Origin of the sequence: Microbispora sp. NPDC046973 (assembly GCF_040644495.1) — a bacterium.
GTDB lineage: Bacteria > Actinomycetota > Actinomycetes > Streptosporangiales > Streptosporangiaceae > Microbispora.
In genome coordinates, this window is sequence record NZ_JBEYWQ010000006.1 from 233,331 (window position 1) to 250,161 (window position 16,831).

Here is a 16,831-nt window from a genome sequence, read left to right on the forward strand (position 1 = left end):
TGTGCCCGTCCCGCCACCGGCTGCGCTCTCGGCGCGCGCCGGGCGGCGCCACGCTCTCCTGCGCCCGCGCTTCTGCGGTGCGCCGCGCTTGAAGCGCGACGTCCCGGAGGCGTGAGCATCCTCGAACCGGATCAGCCGGCGGGCCGGCAGCGGCGGTGGACCTCGTCCACCCGCTCGGTGAGGCCTCTGCGGTCGAGGTGTTCCAGCAGCGGCACCGCGACCCTGCGGCTGGTGCCGAGCGCGCTCCTGGCCTGGCTGACCGTGAACGGCTGCGGCAGCCGGGCCAGCAGCGCCGCGGCCCGCGCGTCGGCGCCCGGCCCGAGCACGATGCCCTCGGCCACGCGCAGCAGCGCCCCTGCGCGTACGGCGGCGGCGAGCTCGCGTGGCCCGAGCCCCAGCGCGGCCAGCCGCCCGGCCTCCGGCGCCTGGAACGGGGCCGTGGCCAGGTCGTCCAGCAGGGCCCGCACCGCCCGGGCGACGGGAGCGGGCAACCCCGCGGTCCCGGTCACGACACGGCCCGTCGTGGTGATCCGCCCGTCGGTCACCGTCAGCGGCGGCCGTACGAGCGCGGTCACGAGCCGGCGGTCGGGCAGGCCCAGCTCGTGGCGGGCGGCCTCCACCGGCATGCCGGGCTCCAGCGGATGTTCGGCGGCGTATCGCCGTACGACCTCGGGGAGCCGGGCGGACAGCCCCGACCAGTGATCGGGATCGGCGTGCCAGCCGGCGGCCACCGGCCGTCCCTCGGGTGGGCAGCCCATCGCGACCAGCTCGCCGTCGCGCAGCAGCAGGTGCGTACGCAGGAGGGAGGCCGCGTCGGCCGACGCGTCCGCCAGCGCCTTGGCCCGCTCCCTGGCCGCCCCCCGCCGGCGCAGCTCCGGAGGCCGCACGTCGAGCACGGTCGCCCGCGCGAGCACCCGCGGCTCGCCCTGTCCCCGGCCCGGGTCCCGCAGCAGCAGCGCGTCTCCCACGTGCAGGGGAAGCGGCCGGGCCAGGCGCAGCCGGGCCGCCGCCCCCTCGGCCTCGGCGCCGAGCGGGCGCACCTCGCAGGGCACCGACGCCGAGCCGATGTGGGCGGTGAGCCGCGCCGGCAGGGGCCCGCGCGCGCCTTCCGCCATCGTCACCCGCACGTCGGCCAGGCTCGTCGCCGTCCAGGCGCCGGGCGTGACGAGGGCGTGCCCGCGTTGCGGCGCGATCCGCCCGCGCAGGTTGAGCGCCACCCGCGCGACCCCGGCGACCGACTCGACGTGCTCCTTCAGCGACTCCAGGCCGCGCACCCGCACCGGCTCGCCGTCCAGCTCCAGCTCGTCGCCCACCTGCACGCGGCCGGCGGGCAGCGTGCCGGTCACGACGGTCCCGCTGCCCCGCACGCTGAACGCCCGGTCGATCCACAGTCGCACGGGGGCCCGCGGATCGGGCGCGGGCAGCGCCGCCACCAGCCGGTCGAGGGCGGCGCGCAGCCCGTCGAGGCCCTCGCCGGTGCGCCCGCTCACCGCCAGTGCCTCGACGCCGCCCAGCCCGGCCTCCGCCAGCCGGTCGCGCGCGTCCTCCAGGGCGGGGGCGGGGTCGGCCAGGTCGGCGCGGGTGACGGCGAGCAGGCCGTGCCGTACGCCGAGGGTGCGCACCGCGACCAGATGCTCCTCCGACTGAGGCATCCACCCCTCGTCGGCGGCGACGACGAACATCACGGCGGGCACCGGGCCGACCCCGGCGAGCATCGTGCCGAGGAACCGCTCGTGTCCGGGCACGTCGACGAACGCCACCCGCTCCCCTGAGGGCAGCGCCGTCCAGGCGTAGCCCAGCTCGATCGTGAGCCCGCGCCGCCGCTCCTCCGCCAGCCGGTCGGGCTCCATCCCGGTCAGCGCCCGCACCAGCGTCGACTTCCCGTGGTCGACGTGCCCGGCCGTGGCCACGACGTGCATCAGCCGGCCGCCTTCAGGACGGCCTCCAGGACCTCGCCGTCCCGTTCCGGCGGCACGGCGCGCAGGTCGAGCAGCAGGCGGCCCCCCTCGACCCGGCCGACGACCGGCGGCTCACCCCGCCGCAGCGGTGCGGCCAGCCGTTCCGGCAGGCTCACCGCCATGCTCGGCAGGCGCACTCCGGGGGCTCCGCCCCCGCCCACGGTCGCCTCCGCGGACACGGCCGCGGCGTCCACACCCGCCTGGCACAGCGCCTTGGCCAGCGCCTCGGCCCGCTCGCCGAGCGTGATCGGGTCGGCGTGGAGAGCCTGCCGTACGGGGGGCTCCGGGCCCCGCAGCGTCGCCTCGAGCGCGGCCAGCGTCAGCTTGTCCACGCGCACCGCGCGGGCGAGCGGGTGCCGCCTGAGCCGTTCGACGAGGTCGCGGCGGCCGAGCAGCAGGCCCGCCTGCGGGCCGCCGAGCAGCTTGTCGCCGCTCGCGGTGACCAGGTCGGCGCCGGCCCGCAGCACGCTCGCGGCGTCGGGCTCCTCGGGCAGGAGAGGATCGCGTTCGAGCAGCCCCGAGCCGATGTCGACGACCACGGGCACGCCCAGCCCGGTCAGCTCGGCCACCTGGGCGGAGCCGGTGAAGCCCTCGACCCGGAAGTTCGACGGGTGGACCTTGAGCACGAACCCCGTCTGCGGCCCGATCACGTCTCGATAGTCGGCCGGCGTGGTGCGGTTGGTCGTGCCCACCTCGCGCAGGCGCGCGCCGGTGGACACGAGCAGGTCGGGGATGCGGAAACCGTCGCCGATCTCGACCAGCTCACCCCTGCTGATCACGATCTCCCGCCCGGCGGCGAGCGCGGTGGCGGCCAGCACGAGGGCCGCGGCGTTGTTGTTGACCACGTGGACGCCCTCGGCGTCGGGCACGGCCCGGGCGAGCGCCTCGGCCGCGCCGCGTCCCCGGCGCGCCCGCGCCCCCGCGACCAGGTCGAACTCCACGTCGGTCGCCCCCGCCGCCACCGTCACCGCCTTAACGGCGGCCGGGGACAGCGGCGCGCGGCCCAGGTTCGTGTGGAGCAGCACGCCGGTCATGTTGATCACAGGACGGAGGCTCGTGGCGTGGCGCGGCAGCGCCGCCAGCGCGACGCCGGCGACGTCCTCCGGTCCGATCTCGCCCTGCCGCACCCGCTGCTGCGCGCGCACGACCGCGTCCTTGACCGCCGGACGGCCGAGCCGTTCGACGGCGGCGACCAGCCGCGGATCGGCCAGCACGGCATCGGTGCGCGGCACCCGCCTCCGTGGATCCACACTTCAAATTACAGCGGTGGCGCACGACCCGGCCCGCGAGGCCGGGCCGTGCGCTCATCTGGTCCGTCGTCAGCTCTGGCAGCGGACGGGGTAGGTGACCTGCACCGCCGGCTTGTTGTGGTTCAGGACCTCGAGCTTGACCGTGCCGTCGGTCCTCGCCTCCCGTGTCCAGTAGTAGGCCTGGACGCCCAGCACTCCGCTGTCCGGGACCTTCAGGGTGACGGTCTCCCGTTCCACTCCGTCGACCACCCAGCGGTGGGTGATCTCGGTTCCCGGGGCGGCCTTGAACTCGCCCATCGCCGACGTGTACGGGGCGGCCACGCAGTCACCGTAGTAGCCGAGCGGCTCGATCTCGGTGATCTGGACCGTGCCCGGCGAGGGGTCCGGCGCCACACACGTCCAGGTGTACGGCACCTGCTTGGCGGGCTTGTTGTGGTTCAGGATCTCGAGGCGGACGACGCCGGAGCCACTGGACCTGGCGTTGCTGTACCAGAAGTCGCCGATCTTGCTCCGTACGCCGGGCTTGAGCCGATCGGTCCTGACCGTGCCCGGCTTGCCGTCGACGACCAGGCGATACTTGACCTCCGCGTCGCGGTCCGTCATCACCAGCGCGTCGGCACGCAGGCTGAACGAGCCGTCGCACTGCCCGGTGAACTGGGACGCCAGCATGTATTCGAAGGTCAGGGTGGCGTCGCCGCCCTCGGCCACGCACGCGAACGTGAACGTGCGCTGGACCGGCTGGGCGGGGCCGCCCTCGGCCTGCAGGCCGAGGGTGTGGGAGCCGCTCCGGGTGGAGTCGAGGCTCCAGGTCGCGGACACGTTCTGCACACGGGGCTGGTCGCCGGCGGGGAAGTCGGCGAACTGCTCCTGCCACTTGGTCCCGTCGAGGGTCCACCAGTACCTGACCCTCTGGGCCGCACCCGCCGGGAGCGAGATCTGGCCGGTGGCCTGGTACGCGACGGGCTCGAGGCAGCCGCCCTCGTAGTCGCCCGGGGTGAGGTCGGTGATCTGCGGCACCGGCGTCTGCACGGGCGGCGGACTCGGACTCGTCGACGGCGACGGCGACGGGCTCGCGCTCGTCGACGGCGACGGGCTCGGGCTCTTCGACGGACTGGGCGACGGCGACCGGCTGGGCGGAGCCGACGGGCCCGGCGAGGTCGGCGGCGTGGTCGGCGGCGTGGTCGTGCAGGTCACCGTGTAGGCGGCCCGTCCGGAGTCGCGGCCGCCGGCGTTGACGATGCGGATGGCCTTCCAGCCCGTGGTGGAGCTGCCCACGGCCAGCGGGAGGGTGACCTGCCGGCTGCGCGGGCCGCCCGCCGCGAAGAAGAGCGACTCGAGCCGGCCCTCCCCGGTGCCGCTGTCGATCCAGCGGTAGTAGACCTTGGCGGGCGTACGCGACACCTGGACGGTGCCCGTGAACGTCACGGTCGTGGGGCAGGCGCCCCGATAGGTCGCCGGGCTCGCGCCGACCGCGGCCGCGGCGACGAGCGGTGCGCCGGGCCTGGCGGGCAGCGGGTGGGCGGTGTCCCAGATCACGACGGCGCCGGTGCACCCGACGTCGAAGCGGCCCTTGGCCGACAGCCCCTTGCCGAGGATCTCCACGGCCTGCCAGCCGGAGGTGCTGCGGTCGAACGTCTGGCGGTCCCGCACGACCACCTTGCGTGCGCCGTTGACGCGGAAGCTCCTGATGGCGCCCTTGCTCCCGTCGCCGCGCACCCAGCGGTACCGCACGGTTCCCTTCCCTCTGGCGGCCACCACGGCGGAGAAGCCCACAGTGGTGGGGCAGGCGCCGGATCTCGTGGCCGGGCTCGCCTTGACCCTGGCCACGGCCGTCTTGACGACAGGGGCCGGCCTGGCGGCGGCCGGCTTGGAGACGGGGGCCGTCATGGGGGCAGGGGCCGCGAGCACCGGAGGGGCGGTCAGCAGGCTGCCGAGCAGCATGGCGCTCAGCAGCGTCGCCGTCCATCTCATCGGGGGTCCCTTTCGTTGTTCACGGGGGAGTCGTTGCTCTTGAAAGACGGGCCATGCTGTCCGATCCGGCTTGGAGATCACTTGGCACCCGCTTGCGACTGCCGCCCCCGCCGTCTCCCTCCGGCCGTCTGCGGCCGTCGTTGACAGGGCCGGAGGCGGATCTTACGGTGCTTCTGTTCGCATGTGAGGAAGTAGTTCACATATGTGACTATAGGAGTCGCCATGTCGTCCCTGACCCCCCTGATCGGCCGGCGGCAGGCGCTGGCCGGTGCGGCCGCCGCGATCCTCGGCCTCGCGGTCGCACCGCCCGTACGCGCCGCCCACGTGCTCCCCTTCGGCCGGTACGGCTCGCCCCGGCGCCGGCTGGACGACCGCACGCTGTACGTCGACGCCCAGGGACGAGGGGACCACGCCACCGTCCAGGCCGCCGTCGACGCGACCCCGGACACCCCGGCCGAGGGCTGGACCCTGGTGATCGCCGCCGGGACATACCGGGAGACCGTCCTCGTGCCGCAGGCCAAGACCGGCCTGCGCTTCCTCGGGGCGACCGGCGACGCGCGCGACGTGGTGATCGTCTACGGCAACGCGGCCGGCACGCCCAAGCCCGAGGGCGGCACGTACGGCACCAGCGGAAGCGCCACCACCACGATCCAGGCCGACGGCTTCACCGCCGCGCACGTCACGTTCGCCAACGACTGGCTGCGGGCCGACCATCCGGACGTCACCGGCACCCAAGCGGTGGCGGCGAAGGTCATGGGCGACCGGTCGTACTTCGAGAGGTGCCGCTTCCTCGGCCACCAGGACACGCTGTACGCCGACACCCGCACCCTGGCCTCCTTCGCGCGGCAGTACTACCGCGAGTGCCACATCGAGGGGGACGTCGACTTCGTCTTCGGCCGCGCGACCGCCGTCTTCGAGCGGTGCGAGCTGAGCGCCCTGGCCAGGGACGTGACGTTCCGCCCGTACGGCTTCGTGTTCGCGCCGAGCACTGCCGCCGCCAACCCGCGCGGCTACCTGGCGGTGCGATGCGTGATCGACGGGACCGCGGCCGACGCGTCCTTCGGCCTGGCCCGGCCCTGGCGGCCCAGCAGCGACCCGACCGCCCTCCCGTCGCTCGTCGTACGCGAGACCTGGATGGGCCCCTCGATCGACGCGGCCACGCCGTACGTGGACATGAGCTCCGGGTATCACTGGCAGGACGCGCGGTTCGGCGAGTTCCACGACATCGGCCCCGGCGCCGCGATCCCCGTGCCCGAGAACCGGCCGCAGCTCACCCCCGAGCAGGCCGCAGAACACACCCCCCGGACCTACCTCGGCGACTGGCGCCCCGGCCCCGCCCTGCTCCCCCGCCCCTCCGGCAGGTGACACCGTTCTCCCTGTTCCGGCGGTAACGGCCGGCTCCTCCTCCGCGAGTTCCTGGTGACCGCCTCGGGAGGGGAGCCCTTATGGATGTGCGGGACCACGCCGGCGCCGGTCCCGGGCATGGACCGGCGGTTCGAGCCGGGACAGCCGGCGGACGCGGCGTGCTCGAAGGGGCGTTCCACCTGCTCGACGTGCTGGCGGCGGCCGAGGAGGGAGCCGGTCTGTCCGAGCTCGCCCGCGACGCCGGCATGCCGAAGGCGACCACCTATCGCCTGCTCCGGCAGCTCGCGGCCCTTGGCGCGGTGCAACAGCACGGGCAGCGCTACTTCGTGGGACGGCGGCTCGCCCGCCTGGGCGGCGCCTGGCAGCCCGACCCGCGGCTGCAGGCCGCCGCCCGCGAACCCGTACGCCTGCTGTCCGCGCTGACCACGACCGTCACGTTCCTCACCGTGCTGGAAGAGGACCGGGTCAGGGTGATCACGGCGACACGGGGAGAGATCAGGGAGGTGCCGCCGGTCCTGCCGGGCTCCGAGCTGGCCGAGGCGACCGCCGCGGGCCGGGTGCTGCTGATGCAGAGACCGGACGGCGACGCCGTGCCGCCGGGGTTCACGCTCGCCGAATGGCGGCGGGCCCAGGCGGCCTTCCGCCGGTCGGGTTCTGTCGCCGCCGATCACCAGGAGGTCCTTCCCGGGGTCTGCTGCGTGGCCGTACCGGTCCGGCGCCCGGACGGCGAGATCGTCGCGTCGGTCAGCGCGCTCGTGATGCGGCCGACGGTGCCGGCCGGGCTCACCGAACTCGTGCTGCGCGCGTCGCGGGAGATCACCCGCAATCTCGGCCGCACCTGACGCCCGGTCCGCTGAGTGGACCGCGCTGTTTCCTCCCCCGGGTCGCCCGGCCGACACTGCATCGGCAGAGAACCGGCCGTACGTGCGAGGGAGCCGCAATGGCCGCTGAGACGACCCGGCTGACCATCCATATCGGGGAGGAGGACGCCGACCCCCACGAGCTGGAGGACCTGACGGCCCGGCTCCGGGCGGAGTTGCTGGAGATCGACGTGGTGACGGCGCAGGCCGAGCGGGGGGCGCCGCCACCACCCGGCGCCAGGGCGGTCCTGTCGTTCTCCCTCGGCGGCCTGGTGGTCTCCCTCGCGGGCACGGAACTGCTCGCCGCGGTCGTGAGCGCGGTGACGGCCTGGCTGGCGCGCAACCAGCACCGGTCCGCGAAGCTCACGATCGACGGCGACGCCATCGAGCTGACCGGTGTGCCGTCCGGCGAGCAACGCCGGCTGACCGATCTCTGGGTGCGGCGGCACGAGAGTGCTCGGCAGGGCGGCGCTCACGCCCCCGCCGGGACGCGGAGCGCTCTCATCGTGGCCGGCGACGAGTATCGCGATCCGGGACTGCGCCGGCTGCGCGCCCCCGCGCACGACGCGGAGGCGCTGGCCCGCGTGCTCGGCGACCCGGCGATCGGCGGCTTCCACGTACGGACGCTGCTCAACGAGCCCACGCACGTGGTCAGCGAGATGGTCGAGGAGTTCTTCACCGACCGTTCCCCGGACGACGTGCTGCTGCTGCACTTCTCCTGCCACGGCGTGAAGGACGACAACGGAGAGCTGTACTTCGCCACGCCCACCACCAAGCTGAACCGCCTCGGGGCGACCGCGGTCTCGGCCGAGTTCGTCAGCCGCAGGATGAGCCGCAGCCGGTCCAGGCGCATGATCCTGCTGCTCGACTGCTGTTACGCGGGAGCGTGGGCACGAGGCGCGCTGCCGCGTGCCGGCCTGGGCGTGCACGTGGAGGAGCAGTTCGGCGGTCGCGGCCGGGTGGTGATCACGGCGTCGAACGCGATGGAGTACGCCTTCGACGGCACCGAGCTCGCCGACGCCCAGGAGCAGGCGCCGTCGGTGTTCACCCGGGCCCTCGTGGAGGGGCTGGAGTCCGGGGACGCCGACCGCGACCAGGACGGCTACGTCGGCATCGACGAGCTGTACGACTACGTCTACGACAAGGTCCGGCAGACGACACCGGGGCAGACTCCGGGCAGATGGGCGTTCGACCTGCAGGGCGATCTCTACGTCGCGCGGCGCGCCCGCCCCGTCACCGTGCCCTCTCCCCTGCCGGCGGAGCTCCAGGCGGTCATCGAGAATCCCATTCCCGGGGTCCGCGCCGGGGCGGTCAAGGAGCTGCGGCGCCTGCTGAGGAGCAGGCACGAGGGTCTCGCCCTGGCGGCACGGCTGGCCTTGCAGGAACTCGCCGACGACGACAGCCGCTCCGTGTCCACGGCCGCGGCCGAGGCCCTCGCCGGGGCCCTCGCCGGCGGCAGGACAGCGGTGCCGGCATCGCCGCCGACGCTCCCGCCCTCCGTGCCGGCAGCGCCGGAGCCCGAGCCGTCGGAATCCGCACCTCCCGCGCCCCCCGCCCGTGCCGCTACAGGCGAGCCCGCTCCGCCCGCGCCCACCCGCCCCGCGGACGACCGCGCCGAACCGGTTCCGGGGGTGGTCACCGCCCCTGGCGAAGGCAGGCCGGGCCGATCGGTCCCGTCGTCCCGTCAGGAAACACCCCCGGCCACGCCGTCCCCGGCGGGACAGCCCACGTCATCCGTTCCCGCCGCGGCGACCCCGGCGCCGCCGACCCCGTCCGAGGGTACGGCGGGGATCCGGAACCACACCCTCGCGGCGCTCCGGAACCGCGTCCTCACGGCGTTCCGGTCACGCGACCGAGCCCCGAACCACCGGGTGCCCGCCCTTCTGGCGGCCTTCCTGCTGGCGAGCGCGGCGCCCTCAGTGCTGAGCCCGACCGCCACGATCTGGCACTGGCTGCTGGTGGCCGCCGCCCTCGGGGCGGCACTGCTGCCCCCGGACGGACGCGCCCGGGAGATCACCCTCGGGTTCGCCGCCGGTCTGGCCGCGATCGCGCTGGCGTTGATCGCGTTTCTCGCGGATGAGTACGGCATCGGCTGGAGCGTGTGGATCGCGGCGGCCGGAGCCCTGCTCGTCCTCGCGATAGTCATGCTGGAGGACGCACCGGGCACGACACGGTGGTCACGGCTCGGGGAGCGTGTCGTCGGCCTGATCGCGGTGGCGTTGATCGCGGCCCACCTGGTCTCTCCCGAACGCATCACCTACGACCCGGGGGAGACGCTGCAGTGGTGGGGAGCGATGGTGGTGGCGGTCGCCTGCCTCTGCCTGCTCGTCGTCCACGCCATCGAGCAGCGACGCGACGCCCGAGCCCTCGTCGCGTTCGTCCTCGGCGCCGTCGCGACCGTGCTCGTGGTGCTCGACCTCGGCCGGTCCGAGGCGGTCACCACTTACCTGCCCACTCTGCTCGTCATGCTGCTGCTCGGCGTCCGCCCGGCCCGCCGGCGACCGGAGTTCCTCGCCGCCGCCCGGCTCTCCCTCATCGCGGGAGTTCTGCAGGGCGTCGTCGACTACGGTCTCGTGAACCGCACCCTCCCGAGGTTCATCACGGGCACCGCCGCGAAGGACCACCTGATCCTCCAGCTCGTCGCGGCCCTCCTGGTCGCGATCGCCGCCTACACGGGGGGACAACGAGGCACAGAACGGTAGAGGTCGCCTATCTAGTGGCGCGAACCGTCCGGCAGATCCACCGCTACATGTTCGGCAGATCCACCACAGATGTCCGGCAGATTCGCCACATACCATCCGGCGAATCCACCACGACGTAGTCGGCAGAATCACCACGTGGAGCCCGGCAGATCCACCATAAGCTGTTCGGCAGATCCACCACGGCGAAGCCCGATCGCCTATCCTGAACTGGTGGATATCGATGAGCTGACGCTCTTCCCCAGGCGTGCGGAAGACATGGCGCTGGAGGCACTGGCGGATACTCGCGTAGTCGTCATCAACGGCGCGCGCCAGGTCGGCAAGAGCACTCTGGCGAAAGCGATCGTACGGCGCTCGCCCAGGGCTCGGGAGATCTACCTGGACCAAGCCGCTGTACGTGCTGCCGCCCGGCAGGATCCGGATGGCATCGTGCGCCACGACGGTCTTCTGCTCATCGACGAGGTCCAACGCGTACCTGAGCTGCTTCTGTCGATCAAAAGCGTTGTCGACGCCGATCCTCGGCCAGGGCGCTTCCTGCTGACGGGCTCCGCCCGGCTCCTGGGTCTACGAGATCTCCCCGATGCACTACCCGGCCGGTCCGAGACAATCGAGTTGTGGCCGCTCTCACAGGGGGAAATCGAGCGGAGCGCAGATGCGTTCGTCGACGCGGCCTTTCGGCACGGACCTGACATCAAGGTTCCGAGAACACGCCTTCGACGGGTCGACTACGTGGACCGCGCGCTGAGAGGAGGCTATCCGGAAGCAGTCCACCGGCCGACACACCGAAGGAGGGCCCGCTTCTTCGAGTCCTACATCTCAGATCTCATCAACCGAGACGTGAGACAGGTCTCCGACATCGAACGTCCCGCGGACATGCGTCGCCTGCTCAACATCCTGTGCGGCCGGATGGGCGGCCTGGCCGTGATCGACAACATAGGCCGTGATCTGGGATTGCCGTCCACCACCACCAAGCGGTACGTCGACCTGCTCGAACTTGTCTACGTGATCCGGCGGATTCCGGCGTGGTCCTCCAACGCCACCACCCGCGCCATCGCAACACCGAAGCTGCTGGTGGTGGACTCCGGTCTCGGGGCTCATCTCGCCGGGCTCACTCCCGCCCGCACCGCCGACTTCACCGCCCCAATCGGGCCTCTCCTGGAGAACTTCGCCCTCGGCGAGCTGGCCCGCCAACTCACCTGGGCAGAGGAACCGGTCAGGCTCTACCACTATCGAGATCGCGATGGAGTGGAAGTAGACGGGGTGCTGGAGAGGGCATCCGGCGAGATCATCGGTATCGAGGTGAAAGCGGCGGAGACCGTTCGCAGCGAGGACTTTCGGGGGCTCCAGCACCTCGCTCGCAAGCTCGGCGACCGGCTGATCGCCGGATACGTCCTATATGCGGGTCCGGAGACACTCCCCTTCGGGGATCGGATGCGGGCGCTTCCGATGTCCGCGGTGTGGGAGGCGGGGCCGGACGCCTGACGTAGGAAGGCGAAAGGTGAGCGGAGGTGGACGGGAATCGAACCCGCCAGGCCGAGGACCTCGGCCTCGTCGGTTTTGAAGACCGCGGGGGCCACCAGGCGCCCACACACCTCCAGGGAGAAACCTAGCCGGAACGGGGTAGGGACCGGGGCACGCCCCCGCGGTGGCGGCGTGACGGACGGACGACGCGAAAACGGGTGCGGGATGACCGAGACGGCGGAGCGGGCCGGGATCCGGCTGACCCGGCAGGCGCACGGAGGCGGCTGCGCCTGCAAGATTCCCCCGGGTGAGCTGGAGAGCATCGTGGCCGGGCTCGTGGCCCCGGACCCCTCGGCGTACGCGAACGAACTGGTCGTCGGGCTGGACGACGGCGACGACGCGGCCGTGGTCAGGATCGAGGGCGGCCGGGCCGTCGTCGCCACCGCCGACTTCTTCACCCCCGTCGTGGACGACCCGTACGACTGGGGGCGGATCGCGGCGACCAACGCGCTGTCCGACGTGTACGCGGTGGGCGGCGAGCCGGTCGTCGCGGTGAATCTGCTGGGCTGGCCCAGGGAGAAGCTGTCCATGGACCTCGCCAGGGAGGTGCTGCGCGGGGGCCTGGACGTGGCGCGGGCCGCGGGCTGCCACGTCGCGGGTGGTCACAGCGTCGACGATCCCGAGCCGAAGTACGGCATGGCGGTCACCGGCCTGGCCGACCCGGACCGGCTGCTGCGCATCGACGCGGGCCGTGCGGGGACCCCGATCTCCCTCACCAAACCGCTCGGCGTGGGCGTGCTCAACACGAGGCACAAGGCGACAGGCGAGGTGTTCCCGCAGGCGGTCGAGGTGATGGCGACGCTCAACCGGGACGCCTCCCGGGCGGCGCTGGCGGCCGGGGCCGGGTGCGCGACCGACGTGACCGGATTCGGCCTGCTCGGCCACCTGTACAAGCTGGCCAGGGCGAGCGGCGTCACGGCGGTGGTCGACGTGGCGGCCGTGCCCTACCTGGAGGGCGCGCGGCAGGCGGTGCGCGACGGCTACGTCAGCGGCGGCACCCGCCGCAACCTGGACTGGGTGTGGCCCCACCTCGACCCGGGCCGGTACGCGGAGGAGGACCTGCTCCTGCTGGCCGACGCCCAGACCTCGGGCGGCCTGCTGGTCGCCGGCGAGGTCCCCGGCGCGCCGATCGTCGGCGAACTCGTCCCGGCCGAGGCCGCCGCGATCCGGCTCGCCTGAGTCCTCGGCATCGGCCGCGGTCACGGCGAGGTGGTAGACCCGGGACATGCGACCTGAGCCGGGCGAGGTGCTGCATTTCTCCGAGGACCCCGATATCACCCGATTCGTTCCACATGTAGCGGCCACGGCGCGGCAGCCGGAGGCGTACGTCTGGGCGGTGACGGCCGAGCGCTGCCCCGACTACTGGTTCCCCCGCCAGTGCCCGAGGGCCATGGCGTGGACGACGCCCGACTCCACGGACGCCGATCGCGACCGGATCATCGGGCCGGGCTGCGGCGAGCGGGTCCACGCCATCGAGTACGGCTGGCTGGAGGCCTTCCTGACCGTCCGCTTGTACGCCTACCGCTTCCCCGCCGAGAAGTTCGTGCCGTTCGGCGAGCCGGTGCCGAACGCGGTGGTGGCGACCGAGCCCGTCGAACCCCTCGGGCCGCCCGAACCCGTCGGCGACCTGCTGCGGCTGCACGAGGAGGCCGGCATCCAGCTCAGGCTGCTGAACGACCTCTGGCCGTTCTGGGACGCGGTGACCGCGAGTTCCCTGGGCTGGAGCGGCATCCGCCTCCGCAACGCTCGCCCCCGGCGCTCACAGCCGTTCGTCGATCGCGGCGATGAGGATCGCGGTTCCGTGGCGCACGGCACGTGACCTCGCGGGCGTCAGCGGGGTCTGCCGAGTGACCACAGGGATGCCGCCATGAGGAGAGCGGTCAGCCCGCCGCAGATCATCACAGTGGAGACCGAGAAAGCGTCGACGACGCGTCCGCCGAGAAACGCGCCGAGGGCGAAGGTCGCCTGGAAGGAGGAGGTGAAGACGACCGTCGCGGCCTCGGGCGCGTGCGGGGCGGCGACGATGAACGATGCCTGCGAGCAGACGGGTACGCCTCCGTAGGCCAAGCCCCAGACCACGAGTGACATCACGGCGCCGATGGTCGTGCCGCCGACCGAGGGCAGCAGCAGGGTGGTGACCGCGATCAGGCAGCCGCAGGTCACGAAGGAGGTTCGCAGCCGCGTCGCAGTGCCCTTGCCAGCCAGGAAGTTGCCGACGATTCCGGCGATGCCGTACGCCAGCAGGATGGCGCTGACGGCGGCGGGAGGCAGGCCGGTGACGTTCTGGAGGAAGGGTGTGACGTAGGTGTAGGTGCCGAAATGGGCCAAGACGATGAGGAAAGTGGCCAGCAAGGCGATGGCGGCACCCCGGGTGCGCAGCAGGTCGAGCAGGACGCGAGGGCTGGTGACCTGATGGGCGGGCAGCGGCGGCAGCAGCAGGATCAGGGCCGCGAGGACCAGGAGTGCCAGCACGGCCAGGCCCAGGAAGGCGGTCCGCCAGCCGGCGAGGTTGCCGATGAAGGTCCCGGCCGGTACGCCGAGCACGGAGCCCAACGGCACGGCCGAGAAGATCACAGCGGTGGCGGCGCCGACGGCGTGCGGCGGCATCAGACGGCCGGCCAGTCCGGCCCCGATGGACCAGAAGCCGCCGATCGTGAGGCCGACGAGCACCCTGGAGATCAGCATGATCCAGTAGGAGGTCGCCACCGCGGCCAGCACGTCGGCCAGGGCGAGCACCCCCATGAGGACACACAACATCACACGCCGGTCCAGGCGCGCGGTGGTCAGTGTGACGGTGGGCGCGGCGATCGCGGCGACGATACCGGGCAGGGTCATGGTCAGCCCTGTGGTGCCGTCGGAGATGCCGAAGTCGGCGCCTATGGCGGTCAGCAGGCCGATGGGCAGGATCTCGCTGGTGACGATGGCGAAGATGCCCAGCATGAGCGAGGTGACGGCGAGCCAGCCGATGAGAGGCGAGCGGGGCCGCGTGAGCGTGGTGGTCGACATGGGTCCGTTCAGCCAGGTGCGGGTGGAGGGCGTGCACCCAGCCAAGCAGTGGGGAGGCAGCGGGCACCGGCACGTTTCGGACGTGACCACCCGCCTTGCCGGCGGTGGCCGGCAAGGCGGGGCGTTCGCGGGCATCGTCGTCACGCCTCCGCGACGCCCGGCTGGCCTAGGCAGGCACGTCAGGGCTTGTTCAGGTAGGTGAGGACGGCGAGGACCCGGCGGTTGTTGTTGCCGTCGTCGGTGATGCCGAGCTTGCCGAAGAGGGAGGTCGTGTACTTGCTGATGGCGCTCTCGCTGAGGAAGAGCCGCTGGCCGATGGCCTGGTTGGACAACCCTTCCGCCATGAGGCCGAGCACGTCGTGTTCGCGTTCCGTGAGCCGTTCGAGCCGCCGGTTCGATGATCCGCTGGACAGCAGTTTCGCGATGACGGCCGGGTCCATGGCGGTCCCGCCACCGGCCACCCGTTCCAGCGCGTCGACGAACTGATCGGCGTCGAACACGCTCTCTTTGAGGAAGTAGCCGATGCCGCCGGTGCCGTCGGCCAGGAGCTCGCGGGCGTACAACTGTTCGACGTGCTGGGAAAGGATCAGGATCGGCAGTCCGGGCAGCCGGCGGCGGGCGTCGAGAGCCGCCCGCAGGCCCTCGTCCGACTGGGTCGGCGGCATGCGGACGTCGACGACCGCGACGTCCGGCCGCTGTGTCAGCAGCGCGTCGAGCGTCTCGGGCCCGGTGGTCGCCGTCGCCACCACCTGGTGTCCGTACGCCTCGAGGAGGCGGACCATCCCGTCGCGCAGGAGGTAGAGGTCTTCGGCTACGACGATTCGCATGGCACCGCCATTCTCACCCGGGTCGGACCGCCCGCCGGGCTGGTGATCTCCAGAGTGCCGTCGAAGACCGCGAGGCGGCGGCGCAGCCCGTCGAGCCCGCCCCCGGCCCGCATGCCGGCCCCGCCCCCGCCGTCGTCCTCGACGTCGACGACGATGCCGGTGCCGTCGCCGGTGATGGAGATCCGCGCCCGGGTCGCACGGGCGTGCTTGGCCGCGTTGGCGAGCAGCTCGGCGACTCCGAAATACAGGGCGGACTCGATCGGCGGGTCGAGTCGCAGCCCGAGGTCGGCGCTGACGGCGGCTTCGAGGGGGCTGTCCAGGGCGAGGGCGCGGACGGCGTCGACCAGCCCTCGCTCGGTCAGCACCGGCGGGCTGATGCCCTTGACCAGGTCGCGGAGCTCGGTCAGCGACGTGGCGGCCCCGGCTCGCGCCTCCCGCAGCAGCCCCTTGGCCCGGCCGGGGTCGGTCTCCATCAACCTCTCGACGGTCGCCAAGGACATCCCGAGCGCGACCAGCCGCGCCTGCGCTCCGTCGTGCAGGTCCCGTTCGATGCGGCGGATCTCGGCGGCCTGCGCGACCGTCGTGTCCGCGCGCTGGGCCGTCAGCTCGTCGACCCGGTCCGCCAGCGCCATCGCGCGCGACGGCCGCAGGAAACGGACGGCGACCGGCCCGACAGGCCGCCAGGCGTACGGGGCGGCGCCGATCGCCACGGCCACGCCGAGCACCCCGAGGAGACGCATGGGGAGTCCTGGGTGGCTGAACCCGGCGACCGCCGCCACGACCCCGGCCGGCGGGACGGCCGCGATCAGCCCCATGGTGAACGGTGCGATCACCGCGAAGCGCAGGTCGCGCCAGGTGGCGGGATCGCTCCACCACAGCCGCATCCGCTGGTCGCGGTGAGCGTGCCGGCTGGTGCGCTCGTAGGAGAATCCGTTCCACCAGTATCCGGTCGACATGCGCACCACCGGCGCGGCCTGCCGATATCCGGGGGGAATGACGGCGCCCGTCCATCTGGCGACGACGGCGCGGGTCATTCGGCACACCGGGCGGGACAGGGCGAGCGTGCCGATGCAGGCCCACAGCAGCGGCGCCGGCCCCGGCCACGGGTTGCCGCCCCACCACCAGATCCACAGCCCCACGGCGGCGGCCCACACGGCCGGGACCGGCATGCTGACGACCACCACGACGCACGCTCGCACGAACCCCACGGCGGCACTCGCCACCCACGACGTCAGTTGCCGCATGATTCTTCCTTCGCGCTTCATGACCCCGATTCCCGGTGTGTCCAGCAATGCGCCGATCCGGCCGGTACGGCGTGATGATTCCACTGTGTACCGCGCCGGGCCCCGTCCCCACCGGATCGGCCCCGGAGTA

At 72.9% G+C, this 16,831-nt stretch carries 12 protein-coding genes and 1 tRNA gene; 6 read left to right on the plus strand and 7 right to left on the minus strand.

What is annotated here, in order from left to right:
• Positions 1 to 131: 131 nt before the first annotated feature.
• The 3 genes from ABZ860_RS15090 to ABZ860_RS15100 form a co-directional block, all read right to left on the minus strand.
• The gene (locus ABZ860_RS15090; protein WP_357220110.1) at positions 132 to 1,919 is read right to left on the minus strand and encodes a SelB C-terminal domain-containing protein; all 1,788 of its coding nucleotides are present in this window, start codon (positions 1,917 to 1,919) and stop codon (positions 132 to 134) included.
• Complete coding sequence (selA, locus tag ABZ860_RS15095; protein ID WP_357220112.1) at positions 1,919 to 3,190, minus strand: L-seryl-tRNA(Sec) selenium transferase; 1,272 nt, start codon at positions 3,188 to 3,190, stop codon at positions 1,919 to 1,921. Before selA ends, ABZ860_RS15090 begins: the two co-directional genes overlap by 1 nt.
• A gap of 87 nt (positions 3,191 to 3,277) precedes the next feature.
• Positions 3,278 to 5,179, minus strand: a complete 1,902-nt coding sequence (locus tag ABZ860_RS15100) for a hypothetical protein (protein ID WP_357220114.1) — start codon at positions 5,177 to 5,179, stop codon at positions 3,278 to 3,280.
• A gap of 222 nt (positions 5,180 to 5,401) precedes the next feature.
• Here ABZ860_RS15100 and ABZ860_RS15105 point away from each other — a divergent pair, with 222 nt between their 5' ends.
• The 4 genes from ABZ860_RS15105 (at position 5,402) to ABZ860_RS15120 (ending at position 11,585) form a co-directional block, all read left to right on the plus strand.
• Complete coding sequence (locus tag ABZ860_RS15105) at positions 5,402 to 6,544, plus strand: pectinesterase family protein (protein WP_357220116.1); 1,143 nt, start codon at positions 5,402 to 5,404, stop codon at positions 6,542 to 6,544.
• A 158-nt stretch (positions 6,545 to 6,702) separates the two neighbouring features.
• Entirely contained in the window at positions 6,703 to 7,386 is a 684-nt protein-coding gene (locus ABZ860_RS15110) for a helix-turn-helix domain-containing protein (RefSeq protein ID WP_357220118.1), read from the plus strand.
• A gap of 98 nt (positions 7,387 to 7,484) precedes the next feature.
• Positions 7,485 to 10,106 carry a caspase family protein gene (locus ABZ860_RS15115; protein ID WP_357220120.1) on the plus strand — a complete coding sequence of 874 codons (2,622 nt, stop codon included), beginning with the start codon at positions 7,485 to 7,487 and terminating at the stop codon, positions 10,104 to 10,106.
• A gap of 210 nt (positions 10,107 to 10,316) precedes the next feature.
• Positions 10,317 to 11,585 (plus strand): ATP-binding protein, encoded by a 1,269-nt coding sequence (locus ABZ860_RS15120; RefSeq protein ID WP_357220122.1) that lies wholly within the window; start codon positions 10,317 to 10,319, stop codon positions 11,583 to 11,585.
• A 20-nt stretch (positions 11,586 to 11,605) separates the two neighbouring features.
• Here ABZ860_RS15120 and ABZ860_RS15125 read toward each other — a convergent pair.
• Positions 11,606 to 11,699: transfer RNA gene (locus tag ABZ860_RS15125), tRNA-Sec, on the minus strand.
• Between the two features lie 90 nt (positions 11,700 to 11,789).
• Between ABZ860_RS15125 and selD the strand changes: the two genes are divergently transcribed.
• A complete protein-coding gene (gene selD, locus ABZ860_RS15130) occupies positions 11,790 to 12,803 on the plus strand; it encodes a selenide, water dikinase SelD (RefSeq protein ID WP_357220124.1) in 1,014 nt (337 codons plus the stop codon).
• Between the two features lie 46 nt (positions 12,804 to 12,849).
• Entirely contained in the window at positions 12,850 to 13,443 is a 594-nt protein-coding gene (locus ABZ860_RS15135) for a DUF6886 family protein (RefSeq protein WP_357220126.1), read from the plus strand.
• 11 nt (positions 13,444 to 13,454) lie between these two features.
• On the opposite strand, the gene ABZ860_RS15140 is transcribed toward ABZ860_RS15135, so the two are convergent.
• The 3 genes from ABZ860_RS15140 to ABZ860_RS15150 form a co-directional block, all read right to left on the minus strand.
• A complete protein-coding gene (locus ABZ860_RS15140; RefSeq protein ID WP_357220128.1) occupies positions 13,455 to 14,630 on the minus strand; it encodes an MFS transporter in 1,176 nt (391 codons plus the stop codon).
• 179 nt (positions 14,631 to 14,809) lie between these two features.
• Positions 14,810 to 15,457, minus strand: a complete 648-nt coding sequence (locus ABZ860_RS15145; protein ID WP_357220130.1) for a response regulator transcription factor — start codon at positions 15,455 to 15,457, stop codon at positions 14,810 to 14,812.
• Complete coding sequence (locus ABZ860_RS15150; RefSeq protein ID WP_357220132.1) at positions 15,442 to 16,701, minus strand: histidine kinase; 1,260 nt, start codon at positions 16,699 to 16,701, stop codon at positions 15,442 to 15,444. The genes ABZ860_RS15145 and ABZ860_RS15150 overlap by 16 nt, the downstream gene beginning before the upstream one ends.
• Between the last annotated feature and the right edge of the window lie 130 nt (positions 16,702 to 16,831).